An 18,798-nucleotide genomic window follows, 5' to 3' on the forward strand; every position below is an offset into this window, starting at 1 on the left:
TCTCTAGAGTGCCCAACTAAATGCTGGCAACTAAAGACAAGGGTTGCGCTCGTTGCGGGACTTAACCCAACATCTCACGACACGAGCTGACGACAGCCATGCAGCACCTGTGAACCGACCCTTGCGGGCGACGGCGTTTCTGCCAATCTTCCGGTCCATGTCAAGCCCAGGTAAGGTTTTGCGCGTTGCATCGAATTAAACCACATACTCCACCGCTTGTGCGGGCCCCCGTCAATTTCTTTGAGTTTTAATCTTGCGACCGTACTCCCCAGGCGGGATACTTAACGCGTTAGCTACGTCACTGAAGGGGTCAATACCTCCAACAACAAGTATCCATCGTTTATGGTGCGGACTACCAGGGTATCTAATCCTGTTTGATCCCCGCACTTTCGGGTCTGAGTGTCAGTGTCTGGCCAGCTATCCGCCTTCGCCTCCGGTATTCCTCCAGATATCTACGTATTTCACCACTACACCTGGAATTCTAATAGCCTCTCCAGCACTCAAGCTCTCCAGTATCAAATGCACTTCCTGGGTTGAGCCCAGGGCTTTCACACCTGACTTAGAGAGCCACCTACACCCGCTTTACGCCCAATGATTCCGAACAACGCTAGGGTCCCTCGTCTTACCGCGGCTGCTGGCACGAAGTTAGCCGACCCTTCCTCACAAGGTACAATCACTTTCTTTTTCCCTTGCAACAGAGCTTTACGAACCGAAGTCCTTCATCACTCACGCGGCGTCGCTGCGTCAGGCTTTCGCCCATTGCGCAATATTCCCTACTGCTGCCTCCCGTAGGAGTCTGGACCGTGTCTCAGTTCCAGTGTGACTGATCATCCTCTCAGACCAGTTAAAGATCGTCGCCTTGGTAGGCCATTACCCTACCAACTAGCTAATCTTACGCGGGCTCATCTTAGAGCGAAAAACCTTTGACCCCTAGAACCTCAGTTCCTGTGGTCTTATGCGGTATTAGCTAATCTTTCGACTAGTTATCCCCCACTCCAAGGCAGATTACCCACGTGTTACTCACCCGTGCGCCACTATGTATTGCTACATCGTTCGACTTGCATGTATTAGGCACGCCGCCAGCGTTTGTTCTGAGCCAGAATCAAACTCTCCAGTTTAAATTCTGTCTTAAGAACAAAGCTTCAAATTTCGCGTTTGCGATTTATTCGAATCATTGTTTTTGGTGTACAAATCTTATTTCTGTACGACTCAATTCACTAGCTATTCAGATTTCAAAGAGCGCTTCAAACTTCGAGCTTTTCAGCTCTTCGTTTCTCAAACTTTCGTTTTTCCGAGAAGCAGAGGTTTATTTCCTCCCCTTCCGCCCGTCAACCCCTTTTTTTAATTTTTTCGAAGATTTTTTTGCTCCGAAAAACATCAAAAGTGGCTGCCTTCGCTCAGGAATCCCATTTTGCCGAAAGCTTCGGCAGAAGCGGGTTTCAAGAGTGTTTGGTGGAGGCAACAGGGATCGAACCTGCGACCTTCTGAATGCAAATCAGACGCTCTCCCAGCTGAGCTATGCCCCCAAACGGCGTGAGAGGCCTTTTGTACTAAGGGAGAAAAAGGGTCAACAGAAAATAAAGAGATGCCCAAACGTCGTTCAGACGCTGGGCTAAGTTATTGAAATGAGGTGGGCAAATTAAGCCGAGGCGCGGAAGGCCGAAGGGGTCAAACGCTCCAACCAGCGGCGTTCGAAGTGCAAATCGAAGCCCGCGAGCTCTCCGCCCTTCAAAATCGCGTGGTACACGCGCTTCAGAATCTCCAACTCGTGCTCCACGAGGGAATCACTCGAGAGAGTTTCTTCGATCGCCTCGAGAACCGAGACGAGATCGGGAGTGGTGACGACCTTCGGAAGCTTCGTCATATCAAGACCCATCACTTGTTCGGGTTTGAAGCCGACAAGATTTTCCGTCAGCAAAACTTTGAGACCCGATTTGAAATTCACCTGAATGAAGACCTTGCCGTCGGTGTCGAAGCGATGAACGACCTCGGAGAGATCTTGCGGATTGAAGCGGAAACACTTTCCGTCGACCGACTGAGTGACTTGCATACGTCCACCATCGGCTTCGATGAAGCTCAGGCCCTGGGCCTGCCCCACGAACGCGGAGACTTCATGAAGAAGCTGGGCGGTATTCACTGTGCTATCCGAGTCGCTCAAACGGAGCCTCCTGTTAACTCACTCATAGCTTCTATCGACGAACGCGATATTGAACTGAAGGAAATCCTGATGAATTTTCTCGGACATTCGCGAGCATACCAGGGTGATACGGGAACCCGGGATTTGTGCCCTCCCGCGCGGGTTTTCAGAGGGGAATCCTCATTCTGAAACAGGCCCTGAGTCCTGCAGGAAAGAATTCCCACGGCACAAGGGCTGTGCTAGAACCGAGTCTCGACAGCAAGGAAATACGATCATGTTGATTACCCGTTGGCAGGCCCCGAACAAACTTTCGCGTGAACAAGCCCAGATGATTCTGGAGGCGGAAGGACTTGAGTCCTTCGAAGAAACCCTCGCCCCGCAAAAGAAGGTGAGCGAGCACCGTCACCCCTTCACCGAGGTCCGCATCATTCTGCAGGGCGAGCTGCTTTACAACATCGCCGGTAATCAAGTGCTTCTACGCGAAGGCGACCGCATCGAGATTCCCGCGAACACCCGCCACTCGCATCTGTGCCAGAGCGGCGAGACCTGCTTTTCGGTCTACGCGCAGAAGATCGTTTAGCGTTTTCAGGCCAATCACGGAGAGAAACGAAAAAACCGGCGGAAGCGCCGGTTTTTTTGTTTTGGAACTCTGGGTTTATTCCGTGGGCTCGGTTCCGGGATCGCGGCTCGCAATCTTCGACTGGCGCAGCCACTGGAGATACTCGATGAGTTTCTTCTCCTGACCGCGACCGGTCCAGCTCATCACGGGCGTTTCGGCGGTCAGGCCTTCGGGCAGGTAGCGCTGCTTCACCCAGCCCCGCGATTCGTTGTGCGGATTTTTGTAGAGATCTTTGCCCTCTTGGGTGAGCGGCGCCGGCACTTTCCACGGATAGCCTTGATCCACCCACTTCGTCGCGTTGCCGGAGCTCACGTAGACCGCGTCGGACTTCGGGCAACTCGCGAGGAAGATCACCGCCTGCGCGATCGTCAGCCGTCCCTCGGGAAGTCCCACCCACTCAAAGCCCTGGGCCGCGGCGACCGCGACCTGCAGCGCGCGCGGCTCGGCGTTCCCGATGTCCTCGGACGCCGAGATGATGAGGCGGCGAAGGATCAGGCGCGGATCGACCCCGCCCTCCATGAGCTGGGTCGCCCACAGAAGGGCCGCATCCGGGTCCGAGCCGCGGATCGACTTGATCATGGCCGAGAGGCCCGAGTGGTAGTCGTCCTCGGGAAGCGCCGGGCGGGTCTGCTCGGACAGGATCTTGAGGGCTTCCTCTTCGGTCAGATCCGTCGCCTGCGACTGCTGGGCCTCCCACAGGAGTTCGAACTGCACGAGCGCGCGCCGGGCATCGCCCGTCGTCGCTTCGGCCACGAACTGCAGAAGCCCCGTCGGAAAGGCGCGCGCGGCCGGCTGGTCCACACGCAAGGTGGCCTCGGCCCTTTCGAGGAGCGGGCGGATCTCGTCCGCGGTCAGCTTCCGAAGCTCGAGCGTGCGCAGGCGGCTACGGAGGGCCGGGCGCAGGAAAAAGACCGGATTTTCGGTGGTCGCGCCGAGCACCACGATGTTTCCCTTTTCCACGGGGTCCAGCAGCGCCTCTTGCTGCACTTTCGTGAGCCCGTGAATCTCGTCGATGAAGACCAGGGTCTGTTTATTCTCCACAAGCTTACGGTGACGTCCTTCCTCGGACAGGGACCGCAACTCGGACACCTTCAGCTCCGAGCCGTGGGCGCGAATCCAGACGCCTTTAAAGTGATTTTCAAGAACGCTCACGATCGAGGTCTTACCGCAGCCCGGAGGACCGTGAAGCAAAAGACTCGGCCAGAATTCACGTCCCGCGAGCTCTTTCAGCCGGGGAAGGACGTGGGTCTGCCCCAAGACGTCGCCCCACTCACGCGGGCGCAGGCGCTCGGCCAGCGGAGAGAGTCCGGAGTTTCGTTCGTTCTGCGTAAAAAGGGTCGGTTCGTTGATCGGCACGTCGTGGATTTAACGGCGATGGCCACGGGGGTCAACGGAAACGGCCCGGTTCCCCGGGCCGTCATACGATCTGGCGGTGAGCGGGAGCGGCAAACTCCGCTTAGAAGATCCCCTGGAACGAGAAGCGGCCGGAAGCGCGTCCCACCAAAGGCGTCTCGCTGCCGTCCGCGCGTTGCTTGATCGCGTAGACGATCATGTTGACCGTCCCGCTGAAAGACGAGCGCAGGGTCCCGTCCGTGGCCCGCAGCCCCCCGACCATGATGGACTTCTGGAAGGGGAAGGTCGCCTGCGCGGGTTTGAGTTTTTCCTCGTCGCGGGAGCCGTTCATCAGGCAGTTCAGATCTTGGCTCGCGATGGTGATCGGCCGGTCGCTGGAGGACAGTCCTCCCGAGACGACGTTCAGCTTCACGTAAACCACCTTCAGCTCGGTATTGGCCTCGCCGTCCCAGGTGATGGTCATGCGGCCCAGGTTCATGTGCAGCGGCGAAACGTCATCCGCCGAAGCATTGTCGATCACCGCGCGGCAGCTTTTGCCGGGCGCATCCAGCAGGATGAACTCCGAAGAGGACAACGCCACGGTGATGTCCCCACCCGTTTGTTGGAGCGGTTGGCACGAGCACAGAAGCGCCACGGCACTCATCAGCGCCGCGCCCCGGATCCCCATTTTGAATTGGCCAAGAGATGTCATCGTCATTGGAAATTCCCTTCCAACACCGCGCCCCTAGAACGAGAAATCGTCAGATTCTCCACTGCTTCCTCCAGTTTGACTCGGAATCACCTGGCTATCAAGCTGGCCGAGGATTCGCGGAGTCAGGAACATCAGCAGCTCGTTCCGCTGCTCGGATTGGTTATTAGATCGAAACAACCAGCCAATGACCGGCAGGCGTCCCAAGCCCGGGACGAGCGTATCAGTATTACGCGCATCATTTTGATAAATCCCGCCGATGACCGCCGTCTGACCGTTCTTCACCATCACGCGAGTCGACGCCTTACGACTGTTGATCGAGGGCGCGCCGTCTTGATTGTTCGCGATTTCCCCCGCGAACTCACGCAGCATATCGATCTTCATCATGACCGCGCCGTCGTTGGTCAGCTGGGGAGTCACTTCCAGCGCGAGTTTCGTGTCCTTGAAGCTGACGGACGTGATCGTCGAGCCGTTCGAGATCTGCGTCTGCCGCACCGGAATCTGCAGGACCTGCTCGATGTTCGCTTTTTCGTTATGCATGGTCACGATCCGCGGTGAAGATAGAACGCGGACTTTCCCCTCTTGCTCGAAGAGGTTCAGCGTCGCATTCAGATCCCCCAGGATATCGAAGGTCCCGAGGTTGAATCCCAAGGTCATGGAGCGGTTCGCGGGCACGTCCGGGTTCACCGAGAAGTTGTTGTTCATACGGACCGGCCCCTGCGAACTCGAAAGCACGTTGCGGCCCGAGCCGATTTGGGTCGGCGCCCCCGTGAAGTTCCACTGAATTCCCATGGACTCTTCGGAGTTCTCGACGGCTTCGACGATTTTACCCTCGATCAAGACCTGCTGCGGAGGCACGTCGAGCGACTGCACCACTTTCGCGGCACGATCGATGTTTTCCTCGAAGTCCGTGATGATGAGCGCCGAAGTCCGGGGATCCGAAACGACGGTTCCCGTTTTGGAGAGCATATTCTTGATCTGCTTCTCGAGGTCTTCGACCTTCGCGTAGTTCACCTGCAGCGTGCGCACCTTCGGGGCCGCATTCTGACGGCGCTGGGCCTGCAGGTCGAAAGAGTCTTTCTCTTCTTTCTGGATGTCCGCGATATTCGCGATCCGCAAGACGTTGCCGCTGCGGGTGTAGCCGAGCTTCTTCGTTTTCATCAGCAACACGAGCGCTTGATCCCAAGGGACGTTCTTCAATTTCACGCTGACTTTCCCGTCGACGCCGTCCGCGAGGATCAAGTTCACGTTCGCTTCGTCGGAAATCAACTTGAAGACTTCGCGGACTTCGACTTCATCCGTTTCGATCGAGATCTTTTTGCCGTAGAAAGTCTGGTTGTTGGCCAAGAAGTCCTCGAGATTTTCCGAAGTCATCAGCTTCGACGGCGGAATGTCGGACTCGGTCGGCCCCTCGTCGTAGTTCTCTTGGTCCATCGAGGTGTTTTGCGCCATGCTGTCCGACGAAGGCATCGGCGGCGACGTCACGACCAAAAGGGCGTTCCCCTCGGCCTGAATGACCGGCTCCGGGCTGTTCGGACGCAGTTGGACGACGACACGGGTGGTGGTGCTGCCCGCGTTCTGGTAAGCGTCGACCGCCCCGACGGTGCCGCCGAAATCGCGTGTGTTCAACGGGCGCTTCAAACGCGCCGGCAACTTCGAGTTCGGGATCTCGATGACGAACTGATTCGTGTCCGAATTCAGGCGTTGGTTGAACTGCATCGGACCGTCGCCCTGAACGACCACCGTGCCGCCGTTGTCGTTCGCACGGAACTGAAGTTCGGTGATATTGACGATTTGTCCCGTGGGCTCGCCCATCGCGGGCTCATCCCCCATGGGAGGCTGCTGCGCCATCGGATCGGAACCGGGGATGTCCGTCGGCGGAATTTCGGCCGGGGGAATCTCTTCCACCGGAGCGTCCCCTTGCGCCTGCTGGTCCATCGGCGCTTCTTCCGCCGGAAGGCCGAGCGGATCTTCACCCGCGAACGAATCGCCGCCACCGGGATCCACGGCCGCATTGCCGTCTTCGCTGGGCGCTTCTTCGAATTGCGAGAACTCATCCGAGCCGCCACCGCCGGAGCTGTCCTCGGCGATTTCACCTTCGATCGCGTCTTCCGCTTCGGTGCCGAAATCGCCGCCGGCGTTATCGCCCGAAGACTCGAAATCCGAGAAATCATCCGCCGCGACGTCTTGTTCGCCTTCAGGGCTATCCACGGACTGCGTCGAGCAACCGGTCACCATCGCGAAGATGACGATCGCCGAGATCCCCAGGCGCATACTTTTTTTGAATCCGTCCATGGCCACTCCTATCCGGGTCCGCATCCTTGCGGTCCCGCGCAAATCTACTTCCGCATTCCAATCACCCGGGTGTTCGCATTCACATACGTTCCATCCGGATTCGGCTCCGCCACCACGATTTCGCTTTCACGAATCGCCACGACGACCGCTCCTTCACGTCCCAAGCGGATCTTCTTACGAATCACGTACGTCTTTTTGTCGCCCGCCAGGATCATCGCCCGCGGTTCGCGCACGCTCCACATCACCGCGACGAGTTTGTACTCGCTGAGCGGGAAGGCCTGGAGCGGATCTTGCGCGTTGTAATCCAGCTCGGTCACGGGCCGCGCTTCCTCCAGAGGAATTTCGGGGCGCCCCTGTCGCGAGGGGAAGAACGGATCGCGCAAGCCTTCGGGGTTGTAAATGAAACCCTCGGGATTCACGTTCCGTTGCATCAGCGCATCGGGAGTCTGCATGTCCAGACCTTCCCCCGGAGGCAGATCCGGTGGCATCGCCTGCCCCTCGGGAAGCGGCATATCCGACGGCGGCGGCGCCCCCATCATATCGGGCGGCAAAGCATCCGACGGAGGAGGCAAAGACCCGTCCGCAGGCGGCGGCAAATCCATGGCCGGCGGCAAAGCATCGCTCGGCGGCGGGAGCGCGCCGTCGACCTGCGCTTGCGCGCTCGAGCCGCGGCCGCTGGCGAAGTAAAGTCCGCTAGCGACGCCTAAAAGCATCATGCCCGCGGCGATTCCCTTTTGGATGGAGAGCTTGGAATTCATCTTCCGGCCCCCCGGCGCGAATTGCTGCGCTTCTCTTTCGCTTTCGGCTCGGGTCCGACGAACTTGAAGCTCGCGATCTCGGCGTCCATGGTCATGCGGTTCGCCGCGGTTCCGCCACGGCGCTTTTCCGTGGGACCTTCGAAAGTAAACGACCGAACGCGGTACACGCGCTCGATCGTGGAAAGATTGAAGAAAAACATCGTCATTTCCGAGAAGCTGCCCTCGGCGGTCACGCGGATGGGATACGACTCAAGGATGTCCTCGCGAATCGCCGCTTTCGGCTCTTTCGTTTTGATGGTGATCCCCGACGTTTTCGCCATCGTATCGACGGTACGGATAACTTCCGCGGAATCCAGATCCGTCGGAATCTGCGAGGACACGATCTGGAACTGTTCCGAGAGCGCCTTGTAGCTGGCCTCAAGCTGCGAGCGGCGGGCGAGGGCGCGGTCGGTCTCTTTCTCTTTTTCGCGCTCGACATCGAGCTGCTTGCGCGTTTCGGCGATACGGCGACGAACCGCCGATCCGTCGTCGTAAGCCGCGCCGTAATAGATTCCGGTGATGATCAAACCGATCACCAAAGCTTTACCCGTCGTGAGGCTAGCGATGCGCGCGAGAATAGGATTCATTGGGACCGATCCATGTTACAGACAATTTCGAATCTTTTGACCGCGCCAATTTCCGCAACCGTCGCTTCGGTGGATCTGACCAATTGAATTTCTTTAAGGTAGGCACTCCGCTGCAGACCTTCCATGAAGGTCGTCAGTTCAGAGTCCGTCGTGGCATATCCCGCGATGCTGAGGCGGCCTTGATTCAGATCCATCCGTTGCAGCCAGACTTTTTCGGGAATTTCGCGTTGAATATAGTCCAGCACCCGAACCTCACGTAGACGATCGCGCTTGATCGCTTCGATGGCATTGATTTGGTTTTGCAGGACCGTTTGCTCGGACTCGAAACGCGCGATCTCTTTCACGACGTCCGCGGCGCCGACGTTCTTCTTCTTCACTTCGTCGAGCTGACGGCGAAGGGACGTCGCCGACGAGCGAAGCGGGGGCACGTTCGACTGCTCGTAAATGTAAAGGGCCAGTACGCCGATCAACATCAACACCAAATTGATGAGCAATGTGCGGTTCGTGTTGTCTACGCTCGCGAATTCATCCGCCAGGCCCGCATCCGAGATGCCCCCCGAGCGCAACGAGAAGTTGCCGAGCCCACCGCCCGACTTCTTTCCGCCCATCCCTTTTTTGGCGAGGTTGACCTTAATCATCCGTCGCCCAGCTTTCTGAGCCCCAAACCGAACGCCACCGCGCAGAAGGGCGCGATCTGCTCCATGTACATGGTCGAGATTTTTTTATTCCCTGAAACCACGCGCTGGCAGGGATTTAAATATTCGAAATTAAGGCGGGTCGCTTGCGACAAATTCCGAATCAAGCCCGGCGTCGCGGCCGCGCCCCCCGTGTAATAGACCTGCGAGATATTCAATCCGCCGGAGCTTCCCGCGAAGAAATCGAAGCTGTTGCGAATCTCTTCGGAAAGCACTTCGGTCGTCGAGCTGAGAACGCTGTGGACTTCGTCCGGCACCGCGCCGCCCGAAGCGGCCGACAGCTTCAACGACTCGGCCTCGCCCAAAGACACGCCCATCTCTTTGTGGATGTCGTTGGTGTAGTTCTGCCCGCCGATCGGCATATCACGGCAGAAGACAACTTCGCCGTTCGCCACCACGACAAAATTCGTGATCGCCGAGCCCACGTTGATCAAGCCGACGGCCTGCCCTTCCGGACGGCCGTAGTTGAATTCGAAGACGTTCGCGAGAGCGAACGCGCTGACGTCCAGAACCCCCATCTTCAGATCGGCGTTCTGCACGACTTGATAGTACTCGGCGACGAGCTCGTTCTGCGCGGCGATCAGCAGGATGTCCATCGTCTCGGAGGCTTCTTTGGGATTGATCACATGGTGCGCGAGCGAGATCGAGTTCACGTCGAAGGGGATGTACTGCTCGGCTTCCCATTTCACCTGTTCGTTCACGAGCTTCAAATCGATCCGTGGAATCGTGATCTTCTTCACGATGACGGCGGTACCGAACATGCCGACCGCGGCGTTTTTGCGTTTGGCTTTGATTTCGGCGCAGACGGTTTTGATCGCGACCGCCAAAGAACTGACATCCGCGATGTCCCCACCGTTAATCGAGTTCGGTGGCGTCTGGATCATGCCGAAGTTCACGAGCTTCGCCCCGCTCTTCGAGACGTCGAGTTCGGCCACTTTGATGGAGCTCGAGCCAATGTCGAGTCCTAACACTTTATTGGCGCTGAAAAACACGACGATGATCCCCCAACAGAAAGTCCTATTCTGATCTTCAAATTATTGAATTCACATGTTTCGTTGTCAAAGCGAAGGGGCTGGACGGACGAAAGGAGCCCCCAGCTCTGGCACGAAGTCCAGCCGAACGGATATTTCCTGGTCTAGGTCCAGGTGGGATGTAGGTCCAGTTCCCTTATCCCGGAGGCGGGAAAAGCCAAGCGAGGGAGCTCGTCGAGATCCAATCCCCCGCAAAAAGCAGAATGAGTGCCGCCAGCGCCAGGTAAGGCCCGAAGGGAATCACGGCCTTCATTCCCGATTTATCCCGCAAGGCGACGATCAAGCCGCCCACGCTGCCGAGAATGCTGCTGCAAAGAATGACGAAGGGAATGCTCTGCCAGCCGAGCACGGCGCCGATCCAGGCCAGAAGTTTCATGTCGCCACCGCCCATGCCGTCTTCTTTGCGCACAAGAAAGTAAACGTAAGCGAGTGACCACAGAAAACCGTAACCGAACACCGCGCCGATCAGAGCGTCCCAGAAACTGCGATCGGGATTTAGGGCGCCGCCCACGAGCCCGATCACGATTCCCGAAAGCGTCAAGATATCCGGCAGCAGAAAGTGATCAAGGTCGATCACCGAGGCCGTCACCAGCGCGAAGATGAAAGGCAAACTTTCCGCGAAACTCCAAGTCCACCCGAAGCGCCAGAAAGCGAGCGCGAAAAGCGTCCCCATCAACAGTTCGACCATCGCGTAGCGAATCGAAAACTTCGCGCCGCAGTTGCGGCACTTCCCCCGCAGGATGAACCAGGTCAGGATCGGGATATTGTCGTACCAAGCGATCTGCTTTTTACAGGAGTTGCAGCGGCTGCGGGGGGTGACGACGCTTTCCCCCTCGGGCCAGCGGAGGATGAAAACGTTCGCGAAACTTCCCCAAAGCGCACCGAACACGAAGAAAAAAACGATCCCGTAAATCGGCGGAAGCGCCGTGATAAGCTCAAACAAGGTCCCTCCGAGAGAAGGACCATGACGCCAGCACCAAGAACAGCGCGAGCCAAAGTCCAAAGTGCAAACTTAGCATCGCGGCGGTCACTTCGGCCGCCCCGATTTCCAAAAATCTTTCCGAACGGAAATTCAGCAAATACAAATTCGGGAAAACCCGCTGGAACACGTCCGCGAGCGCCTCGAACTCTTGGCTTTTCTGCTTTTCCGCGAGGAACTTCATTTCTTCGAGCCAGTTCCCAACCAGGAAAAGGCCGATGCCGCCGAAGACCGCCACGATGGGGCGTACCCATTGCGCCAGGAACAGCACGAACGCGAGCAGCACGAGGTTTTCGGCGAACATGCCAAGCAGGACCGCCGCGAATCGGCCCGCCGGAGCCTGGCCGCCCAAAAGCAAATACAGCAGTATGCCCTGCAGGAAAATGTGCGCGCCCACGAGGAGCGCCACCCCCAGGAATTTCCCGAGCAGGAAAGCGGTGCGACTGACCGGACGCGCCAGCACCATCAAACAGGTCTGACGATCGATTTCACGCTGGAGGGTGAACGCGCCTTGAAAAATAACGAGGCCGAATGCCGTCCAATGAATCGCCCCGAAACCGAGGTGAATCAAAATCCGGCGCTGTTCATCCAGCGACAGCGATCCCAGGAAGGATGACAGGACGACGAGGACGATGGCCGAAAAGAAAAGCAGCGAAACCGTCCGGTCACGGACCATTTCACGCAAGACATTGGCGGTCAGCACCCAAATCGTTCTCATGAGCCGCTGTCCTTCGTGCCGCGCAGGGATTTAAATGCGATCTCGAGACCGACGTGCTCGCTGCCCATCCCCAAGATGCGCGCGTTCTGCCCCTGGAGTCCCTGCAGGGCTCCGATCACTTCCTCTTGTTCGCAAATGAGCTCCGAGGGCGAACGTTCCGTCGGAAGCTGGTACGCGATCCGCACGCGACTGGTCCCGCGCCCGACGAGATCGAGCGTGGGTCCCTGATAAAGAATTTTTCCTTGATCAATCACGATCAGGTCTTCGCAAAGTTCTTCGACATCGCTGAGGTAGTGCGTGCTGAAAAATACCGTGCGTCCGCGCTTCTTTTCTTCGCGCAGAATGTCTTTGATCAGGTAACGACCGTCGGGATCGAGCCCCGACATCGGTTCGTCCAGAATCAACATTTCCGGATCGCGCAGCAGCGCCTGCGCGAAGCCCACCCGTTGCATCATCCCTTTGGAGAACGTGCGGATGCGCTTGTGTTCGGCGTGACGCAAGTTCACGCGATCGAGCGCGCGCGCCCCGGCCTGCGGAAAGTCCGCGCCCCCACCCGTCAGCTCCCAATGAAACTTCAAAAATTCGTGCGCGGTCAGATATTCATAAAGATAAGGACGCTCGGGAAGATAACCGATCTTCGAACGCACGCTCAGGTCCGACTGCGGTCGACCGTAGATCGAGACCTCGCCCCGCTGGGCGTGGATAAAACCGAGAACGCACTTCAGGCTTGTCGTTTTGCCGGAACCGTTCACACCGATGAAACCGGTCGTGACGCCCGCGCGGACGCGAAAAGAAACGTCGAAAAGCACCTGACGGGACTTTTCAAACGCGGACCCAGGGAAAGATTTGTTCAGGCCCTCGACCTTGAGGGCGAACTCTTCACTCATCGTGCCGCTATTGCAGCACGATCGAACTCTCTATTGCAAGGCAATGAGCTCACTCATTGCAAAGCAATGGAATTAGACAACGGGGACACTTCGAACTGACCGGTCCGGGCATTTTTCAGCGCGAGGATGAACGCCTCGGCCGTGTCGGTTTCGGTCAAGCACGGCAGCATCAGATCGATGCACGCGCGACGAATATCGAAGCTCGCTTCCACCGACTTGCGACCGCGGGTCGTGTTGATCACGAACGACACGTTGCCCGAACGCAGACGATCGACGCAATGCGGTCGACCTTCGTGAACTTTGCGGAGCGCGAGCGCCTCGACACCGTTGTCCTGCATGTACTTCGCCGTTCCGCTGGTCGCCGAGATCGTGTAGCCAAGCGACACGAGCTCTTTCGCGAGGCCAAGCATCTTCTCTTTATCCTTTTCCCGCAGCGAGAAGAAGACTTCGCCGCCCGCCGGGAAAGTGACCTGACTCGACAAGAGCGCCTTCATGAGCGCCTCGGGGTAACTTTCGCCGCGGCCCATGCTTTCGCCCGTCGATTTCATCTCGGGGCCCAGGATCGAGTCCGCCTCCGGGAATTTTTTGAACGGGAAGACGACGCCTTTCACCGCGACTTGATCGCCCAGACGCCAGCTCAAGGGAAGGCCGGGCAGCTCGGCTTTACGCATCCCGAGCGTCGCGTGGACGCCGAGATCGATGAGCGGCATGCCGGTCGCCTTCACGATGAAGGGCACCGAACGCGAGCTGCGGGGGTTCGCCTCGAGCACGTAGATGACGTCATCTTTGATCGCGAGCTGCAGGTTCAAATGCCCCAGGACGCCGATGCGGTTGGCGAGCTGGATCGACAGCTGTTCGATTTTTTCGCAGGTTTCATCTTTCAAGCGCTGCGGCGGCAAAACCCCCATCGAGTCGCCCGAGTGCACGCCCGCGGCCTCGATATGCTCGACCACGCCGCCGATCACGCACCAGTCGGGACCGCGGACCAAGTCCACGTCCACTTCCAACGCGCCCTCAAGGAACTGATCGATCAGGCAAGGACGATCCGGCCCGAAGGCCTCGGCGTGACGTTCGAAGTAAGAAACGAGTTCTCCGTCCGTTTCGATGACCTCCATCCGGCGCCCCCCGAGCACGAAGCTGGGACGGCAGATCACGGGGTAACCGAGTTCGGGCATGACGTTCAGCGCTTCGTCGATGTCCGCGGCCATCGCCGATTTCGGGATGGCGAGGTTCAGCTCGCGGCAAATTTTCGCGAACAGGCCGCGATCTTCCGCCAAGTCGATGACGTCCATGCTGGAACCCAAAAGCTTGAATCCACGGGCCAAAAGACCCCGCGTGAGATTGATCGGTGTCTGTCCACCGAGCTGCGAAACGAAACCGTCGACGCGCGCGAACTCCAGAACGTCGGTCAGATGCTCGAGCGTGAGCGGCTCGAAGAACAGGTAGTCCGAGGTGTCGTAATCCGTCGAAACCGTTTCGGGATTCGAGTTGATCATCGCGACCTTATGGCCCAGCCGCTGGAACGCGCGCACGCCACGAACGCAGCTGTAGTCGAACTCGATCCCCTGCCCGATGCGGTTCGGCCCGCTGCCGATGACGGCGACGACGTTTTTCGGCTCGAGTTCGAAAGTCGGCGCCGACCAGTACGTCGAGTAGAAATAAGGCGTCTCGCTTTTGAATTCGGCGGCGCAGGTGTCGACCTGCTGGAAGCTGGCCTTCACGCCCAGCTCGCGCCGCAGATTGAAGATCTCGTCCTCGCTGCGTTCGGTGAGTTTGGCGATGCGGGCGTCCGAAATTCCGAAACGTTTCGCGCGCAGCAGCTGCGGAGCCTTCAGCGCGGCCTTCGGGTCGGCCTTGATCTCGTTTTCGAGGCGGATGACGTCTTCGATTTTTTCGAGGAAGTAGGGATGGATCTGCGTGAGCTCCGCGAGTTCCGCGACCGTCTTCCCGTCGCGCATCGCTTGGAACAGGTGGAATATCCGGCGGCTGTTCGGGAACGAGATCTTCTCGAGTTCGCAGGCGATCTCGGGCACGCCCTCGGGATGCCCCTCCAGCGAGTGCAGCGCCTTCATCATCGACTCTTGCAGCGTGCGACCAATCCCCATGACTTCGCCGACCGACTTCATCTGCGTCGTCAGGATGTCTTTCGCGCCGGGGAATTTCTCGAACGCAAAACGCGGAATTTTGGTCACGACGTAGTCGAGCGCCGGCTCGTAGCAACTGGGCGTCACCTTCGTCACGTCGTTGCGGAGCTCGTCGAGCGTGTAGCCCACCGCGAGCAGGGCCGCGATCTTGGCGATCGGGAAGCCGGTCGCTTTCGACGCCAGAGCGGAAGAGCGGCTGACCCGCGGATTCATTTCGATGACGACGCGCTGGCCGGTCACGGGATGGGTGGCGAACTGGATGTTCGCGCCGCCCGTTTCCACGCCGACCTCGTTCAGGATTTTGCAGGCTTCGTCGCGCATCGATTGGTATTCGGCATCGGTCAACGTCTGCTGGGGCGCGACCGTGATGGAATCGCCGGTGTGGACGCCGCAGGGATCGAAGTTCTCGATGGTGCAGACGACGACGAACGTGCCCGCGCGGTCACGCATGACCTCGAGCTCGAATTCTTTCCAGCCCAGGATGCTCGCTTCCACAAGGACCTCGCTGGTCGGGCTTTCGTGGAGTCCCGTCGCGAGCATGGTTTTGTACTCTTCGGGCGAATAGGCGATGCCGCCCCCGCCCCCGCCGAGCGTGTAGTTCGGGCGCAGGACGATCGGGTAGCCCAGGCGATCGCCCGCCTCGACGCCTTGCTCGAAGGTGCGCACCATTTCCGAGGCGGGATATTTCGCGCCGACTTTGTCCAAGATTCCGCGGAAGGTTTCACGATCTTCCGCCGCGCGAATGACTTTCGGATCCGCGCCCAACAGCTTCACGTTGTACTTTTCGAGGATGCCTTCCTCGTGCAGCGCGAGCGCGAGGTTCAACGCCGTTTGGCCGCCCAGCGTGGGGATGACCGCGTCGGGGCGCTCCTTCGCGATGATTTTCTCGAGGAAGGGCGTCTTCAGGGGCTCGACGTACACGCGCGTCGCGATCTCGGGATCGGTCATGATCGTCGCGGGGTTCGAATTCACCAGGATGACTTCAAGTCCCTCTTTCATCAGCGCCTTGCAGGCTTGAGTTCCGGAGTAATCGAATTCGCAAGCCTGACCGATGACGATGGGGCCAGAACCGATGATGAGGACGCGTTTCAATTCTTGACGACGGGGCATGTTCGTCTCCTTAAGCGCGGGCTTCGTCCGAGTAAATCTTCTGCACGGAAACGTGTTTGTACTGTTCCGTGCGCATGTTCATTTTCAAAAGGCGGAGCATGAGATCCTGCGGACTGAGATCCGGATCTTTGCGATGCGCTTTCACTTCGGCCAGGATGTACTTGCGCGCGTCCTGCGGATGGAAGCAAAAGCCGCGCATGAAAATCCAATTTCCACCGTTGGGAACCAAACGCGCTTCGAAGATCTGTTCACTTTCCACGCCGAAACCGAAGTTCGGGTTCACGATCTGCAGTTTTTCGTTTTTCAGCAGATCCAGGAAGATCACGGTGTCGCCCTTGGTCTTCACGTACTCGAACAGACCGTGGCGATGGTGGCGCATGTGATCGATCAGGACGATCTCTTCCGGATCGAACCGCAGTTCACGCGTCAGGAAAAGCGACTCCAAAGGCGTTTGGCGAAAGCCGTTCAACGAGCGCGTGAAAAAGTACCAGTCGAAAAACTGCGACATCCGCATTTCGAACTGGGGTGAAGACTCTTCCGGCACCGAAAGCGGCTGGAAGAAACGCACTTTCGCGTCCTGAACCTCGTCTTTGTGCAAGGGACCCGCGAAGTGCGCGAGCGACTTCTGAATCACCGCCGCGTAATCGCCGAACAGCTCTTTCGGAGTTTTAATCGTCATGACTTCCCTTTCATGGGTTGGTCCTGGATCATCTGACCCACGAAGAAATCGAACAGCGGACTCGCATCGTGCGGACCCGGGCGGCTCTCCGGATGGTATTGGATTCCCAGACACTTCCGCTCGGCCGAAAAAAGACCCGCCACGGTCATGTCGTTGAGATTCGTCTGCGTGACCTTCACGTCTTTCGGCAACGTGAGCGGGTCGACCGCGTAGCCGTGGTTCTGGCTGGTCATGTACACGCGGTTCAGCAGATCGTCCTTGATCGGATGATTGCTGCCACGGTGACCGAACTTCAGCTTGTAAGTCTTCGCGCCCAGCGCGAGGCCCAGAATCTGGTGCCCCATGCAAATCCCGAAGACCGGCAGTTCGCCGATGAGCGAGCGCACGGTTTCCGGAGCTTTTTGGACATCCGAAGGATCGCCGGGGCCATTCGTCAGCATCAGCCCCTGGGGTTTCACGGCCAAGATCTCTTCCTTCGTCGCCCGCGAAGAGAACACGGTCAGCTCCGAGCAGCGCTGCTCGAGCTCGCGCAAGATGTTCTCCTTCGCGCCGAAATCCATGACGGCGAGTTTAGGTCCCGCGGGATTGGTCCCGCGGCGGACTTCGACGCCACGGCGTGAGGCGGCCCAAACCCAGTCTTTGTCTTTCACTTTTTCTTTGGCGATGAGATCGCGCGCGAGGGCCCGCGCTTCGTCCTCTTTTTCGGCTTTCACGAGGGCGCCCCAGGGGGTTCCGCCTTCGCGTAGACGCAAGGTCAGACGGCGCGTATCGAGTTCCGCCATCGAGGGGATGCCGAATTCGGCCAGCCGATTGACCCAGGTCTTATCGCGTTCGTTGTCCTGGATCTGGAGCGCCATGAAGCCTTGGATCCAGTATTTGCGCGACTCCCAGACCGCTTTGTCGACGCCGTAGTTGCCCATCATCGGCGCGGTCATCAGAACGATCTGCGAGTAGTACGAGGGATCGGTCGCGATTTCTTCGTAACCCGAGTGCGAGGTGTTGAAGACGACTTCGCCGGCACGGTTTTCACCGCCCTTCCAGACGCCTTCGAAACTTTCGCCGGACTCAAGAATCAAAAAGCCCTTCATTGCAAATCCCCTTTCAGCACCGCACGGAGGAGCGCCTCACGCAACCACACGCCGTGCGCGACCTGGTCCAAAATCAAACTACGATGGTCACGATAGACCTCGGTGTCCAGCTCGACCCCGTGATTGACGGGGCCGGGATGCAGAATCAACGTCGACTCCGGAATCCGCGCCAGATGTTCTTTCGTCAACGCGAAGTCGCGGCGAATCTCCGCCAGAATCTTCGAATCGCTCGCTCCCGAGCCGTGCCGTTCATTCTGATAGCGAAGCGCGATCACCACGTCCGCCCACTCGAGCGCCTCATTCACATTCGCAAAACGTGCGACGCCCGAATCCGGAAGCATCGAAGCGGGGCCGCAGAAACGAACCTCGCCCCCGAACTTCGGCCACAACTCCAGATGGGATCCCGCCACGCGGCTGTGTTTCAGATCCCCCAGAAAAACGACCTTGAGACCTTCGAGGGGACGGCGCTCGCCGATGGTGAACAGATCGAGCAAGGCCTGCGTGGGGTGCCCGCGCTTCCCCCAACCCGCGTTGATCACCGGAATTTTGAAGTCCCGCGCGAAAGTGTCCAAAGCCAGCTCATCGCCCCCGCGCACGATCATCACCGAAGGCCCCATCGCCGCCACATTGGCGAAGGTATCCTCGGGCGTTTCGCCCTTTTCCATGGAGGTCCCCGCCCCACCTTGGAAAACCAAGGGGCCGAGCCCCGCACGGTAACAGGCCGATTCGAAGCTCAAGCGCGTACGCGTGCTGGCCTCGAAGAACAAAAGGGCCGCGGTTTGGCCCAAAAAATCGGGACGACCGGGTTTATTTTTAAGGGAACGCGCCAGGGAAAAAAGGCTCTCCGTTGATGTTTTGGAGATTCCGCTCAGAGAGAGTAGGCCGTTGGTCATTAAAAACCCAAGCTAGCGGCCACCCCGGCCCCCGTCAATGAAACCCGTGTCAGTTCTTTTGCAATTTGGGTCAAGACGCTTCTCGAGTGAAAAAGCGA

General features: G+C 58.4%; 16 protein-coding genes, 1 tRNA gene and 1 rRNA gene. 1 reads left to right on the forward strand and 17 read right to left on the reverse strand.

The features are described 5' to 3' along the window. From KF767_11860 to KF767_11870, 3 genes are all read right to left on the reverse strand, one after another. Positions 1 to 1,118, reverse strand: a 16S ribosomal RNA gene (locus KF767_11860); the annotation flags it as partial. 332 nt (positions 1,119 to 1,450) lie between these two features. Beyond that, positions 1,451 to 1,526, reverse strand: a tRNA-Ala gene (locus tag KF767_11865). A gap of 113 nt (positions 1,527 to 1,639) precedes the next feature. Continuing rightward, positions 1,640 to 2,158 carry a hypothetical protein gene (locus KF767_11870; protein MBX3018579.1) on the reverse strand — a complete coding sequence of 173 codons (519 nt, stop codon included), beginning with the start codon at positions 2,156 to 2,158 and terminating at the stop codon, positions 1,640 to 1,642. 253 nt (positions 2,159 to 2,411) lie between these two features. Here KF767_11870 and KF767_11875 point away from each other — a divergent pair, with 253 nt between their 5' ends. Next, positions 2,412 to 2,717: a cupin domain-containing protein gene (locus KF767_11875; GenBank protein MBX3018580.1), complete on the forward strand. Its 306-nt coding sequence runs from the start codon at positions 2,412 to 2,414 to the stop codon at positions 2,715 to 2,717. Between the two features lie 75 nt (positions 2,718 to 2,792). On the opposite strand, the gene KF767_11880 is transcribed toward KF767_11875, so the two are convergent. The 14 genes from KF767_11880 to KF767_11945 form a co-directional block, all read right to left on the reverse strand. After that, complete coding sequence (locus tag KF767_11880) at positions 2,793 to 4,112, reverse strand: AAA family ATPase (protein ID MBX3018581.1); 1,320 nt, start codon at positions 4,110 to 4,112, stop codon at positions 2,793 to 2,795. Positions 4,113 to 4,212: 100 nt separating this feature from the next. Further along, positions 4,213 to 4,806, reverse strand: a complete 594-nt coding sequence (locus KF767_11885; GenBank protein ID MBX3018582.1) for a hypothetical protein — start codon at positions 4,804 to 4,806, stop codon at positions 4,213 to 4,215. Between the two features lie 27 nt (positions 4,807 to 4,833). After that, positions 4,834 to 7,092: a type IV pilus secretin PilQ gene (gene pilQ, locus KF767_11890; GenBank protein ID MBX3018583.1), complete on the reverse strand. Its 2,259-nt coding sequence runs from the start codon at positions 7,090 to 7,092 to the stop codon at positions 4,834 to 4,836. Positions 7,093 to 7,136: 44 nt separating this feature from the next. Beyond that, positions 7,137 to 7,850 carry a pilus assembly protein PilP gene (locus tag KF767_11895; protein MBX3018584.1) on the reverse strand — a complete coding sequence of 238 codons (714 nt, stop codon included), beginning with the start codon at positions 7,848 to 7,850 and terminating at the stop codon, positions 7,137 to 7,139. Next, a complete protein-coding gene (gene pilO, locus KF767_11900; GenBank protein MBX3018585.1) occupies positions 7,847 to 8,476 on the reverse strand; it encodes a type 4a pilus biogenesis protein PilO in 630 nt (209 codons plus the stop codon). Before pilO ends, KF767_11895 begins: the two co-directional genes overlap by 4 nt. Further along, on the reverse strand, positions 8,473 to 9,114 hold the full coding sequence (locus tag KF767_11905; protein MBX3018586.1) for a PilN domain-containing protein: 642 nt from the start codon (positions 9,112 to 9,114) through the stop codon (positions 8,473 to 8,475). Before KF767_11905 ends, pilO begins: the two co-directional genes overlap by 4 nt. After that, complete coding sequence (pilM, locus tag KF767_11910; protein ID MBX3018587.1) at positions 9,111 to 10,163, reverse strand: type IV pilus assembly protein PilM; 1,053 nt, start codon at positions 10,161 to 10,163, stop codon at positions 9,111 to 9,113. The genes KF767_11905 and pilM overlap by 4 nt, the downstream gene beginning before the upstream one ends. 175 nt (positions 10,164 to 10,338) lie before the next feature. Next, complete coding sequence (locus tag KF767_11915; protein MBX3018588.1) at positions 10,339 to 11,115, reverse strand: prepilin peptidase; 777 nt, start codon at positions 11,113 to 11,115, stop codon at positions 10,339 to 10,341. A 22-nt stretch (positions 11,116 to 11,137) separates the two neighbouring features. Beyond that, positions 11,138 to 11,899, reverse strand: a complete 762-nt coding sequence (locus KF767_11920) for a hypothetical protein (GenBank protein ID MBX3018589.1) — start codon at positions 11,897 to 11,899, stop codon at positions 11,138 to 11,140. Continuing rightward, entirely contained in the window at positions 11,896 to 12,786 is an 891-nt protein-coding gene (locus KF767_11925; GenBank protein ID MBX3018590.1) for an ABC transporter ATP-binding protein, read from the reverse strand. The genes KF767_11920 and KF767_11925 overlap by 4 nt, the downstream gene beginning before the upstream one ends. A gap of 53 nt (positions 12,787 to 12,839) precedes the next feature. Next, the gene (gene carB / locus KF767_11930) at positions 12,840 to 16,040 is read right to left on the reverse strand and encodes a carbamoyl-phosphate synthase large subunit (protein ID MBX3018591.1); all 3,201 of its coding nucleotides are present in this window, start codon (positions 16,038 to 16,040) and stop codon (positions 12,840 to 12,842) included. Positions 16,041 to 16,050: 10 nt separating this feature from the next. After that, on the reverse strand, positions 16,051 to 16,719 hold the full coding sequence (locus KF767_11935) for a hypothetical protein (GenBank protein ID MBX3018592.1): 669 nt from the start codon (positions 16,717 to 16,719) through the stop codon (positions 16,051 to 16,053). Continuing rightward, positions 16,716 to 17,807: a glutamine-hydrolyzing carbamoyl-phosphate synthase small subunit gene (carA, locus tag KF767_11940; GenBank protein ID MBX3018593.1), complete on the reverse strand. Its 1,092-nt coding sequence runs from the start codon at positions 17,805 to 17,807 to the stop codon at positions 16,716 to 16,718. The genes KF767_11935 and carA overlap by 4 nt, the downstream gene beginning before the upstream one ends. Further along, positions 17,804 to 18,700 carry an aspartate carbamoyltransferase catalytic subunit gene (locus KF767_11945; GenBank protein ID MBX3018594.1) on the reverse strand — a complete coding sequence of 299 codons (897 nt, stop codon included), beginning with the start codon at positions 18,698 to 18,700 and terminating at the stop codon, positions 17,804 to 17,806. Before KF767_11945 ends, carA begins: the two co-directional genes overlap by 4 nt. Between the last annotated feature and the right edge of the window lie 98 nt (positions 18,701 to 18,798).

The organism is Pseudobdellovibrionaceae bacterium (assembly GCA_019637875.1).
Classification (GTDB): domain Bacteria; phylum Bdellovibrionota; class Bdellovibrionia; order Bdellovibrionales; family Bdellovibrionaceae; genus JAHBUW01.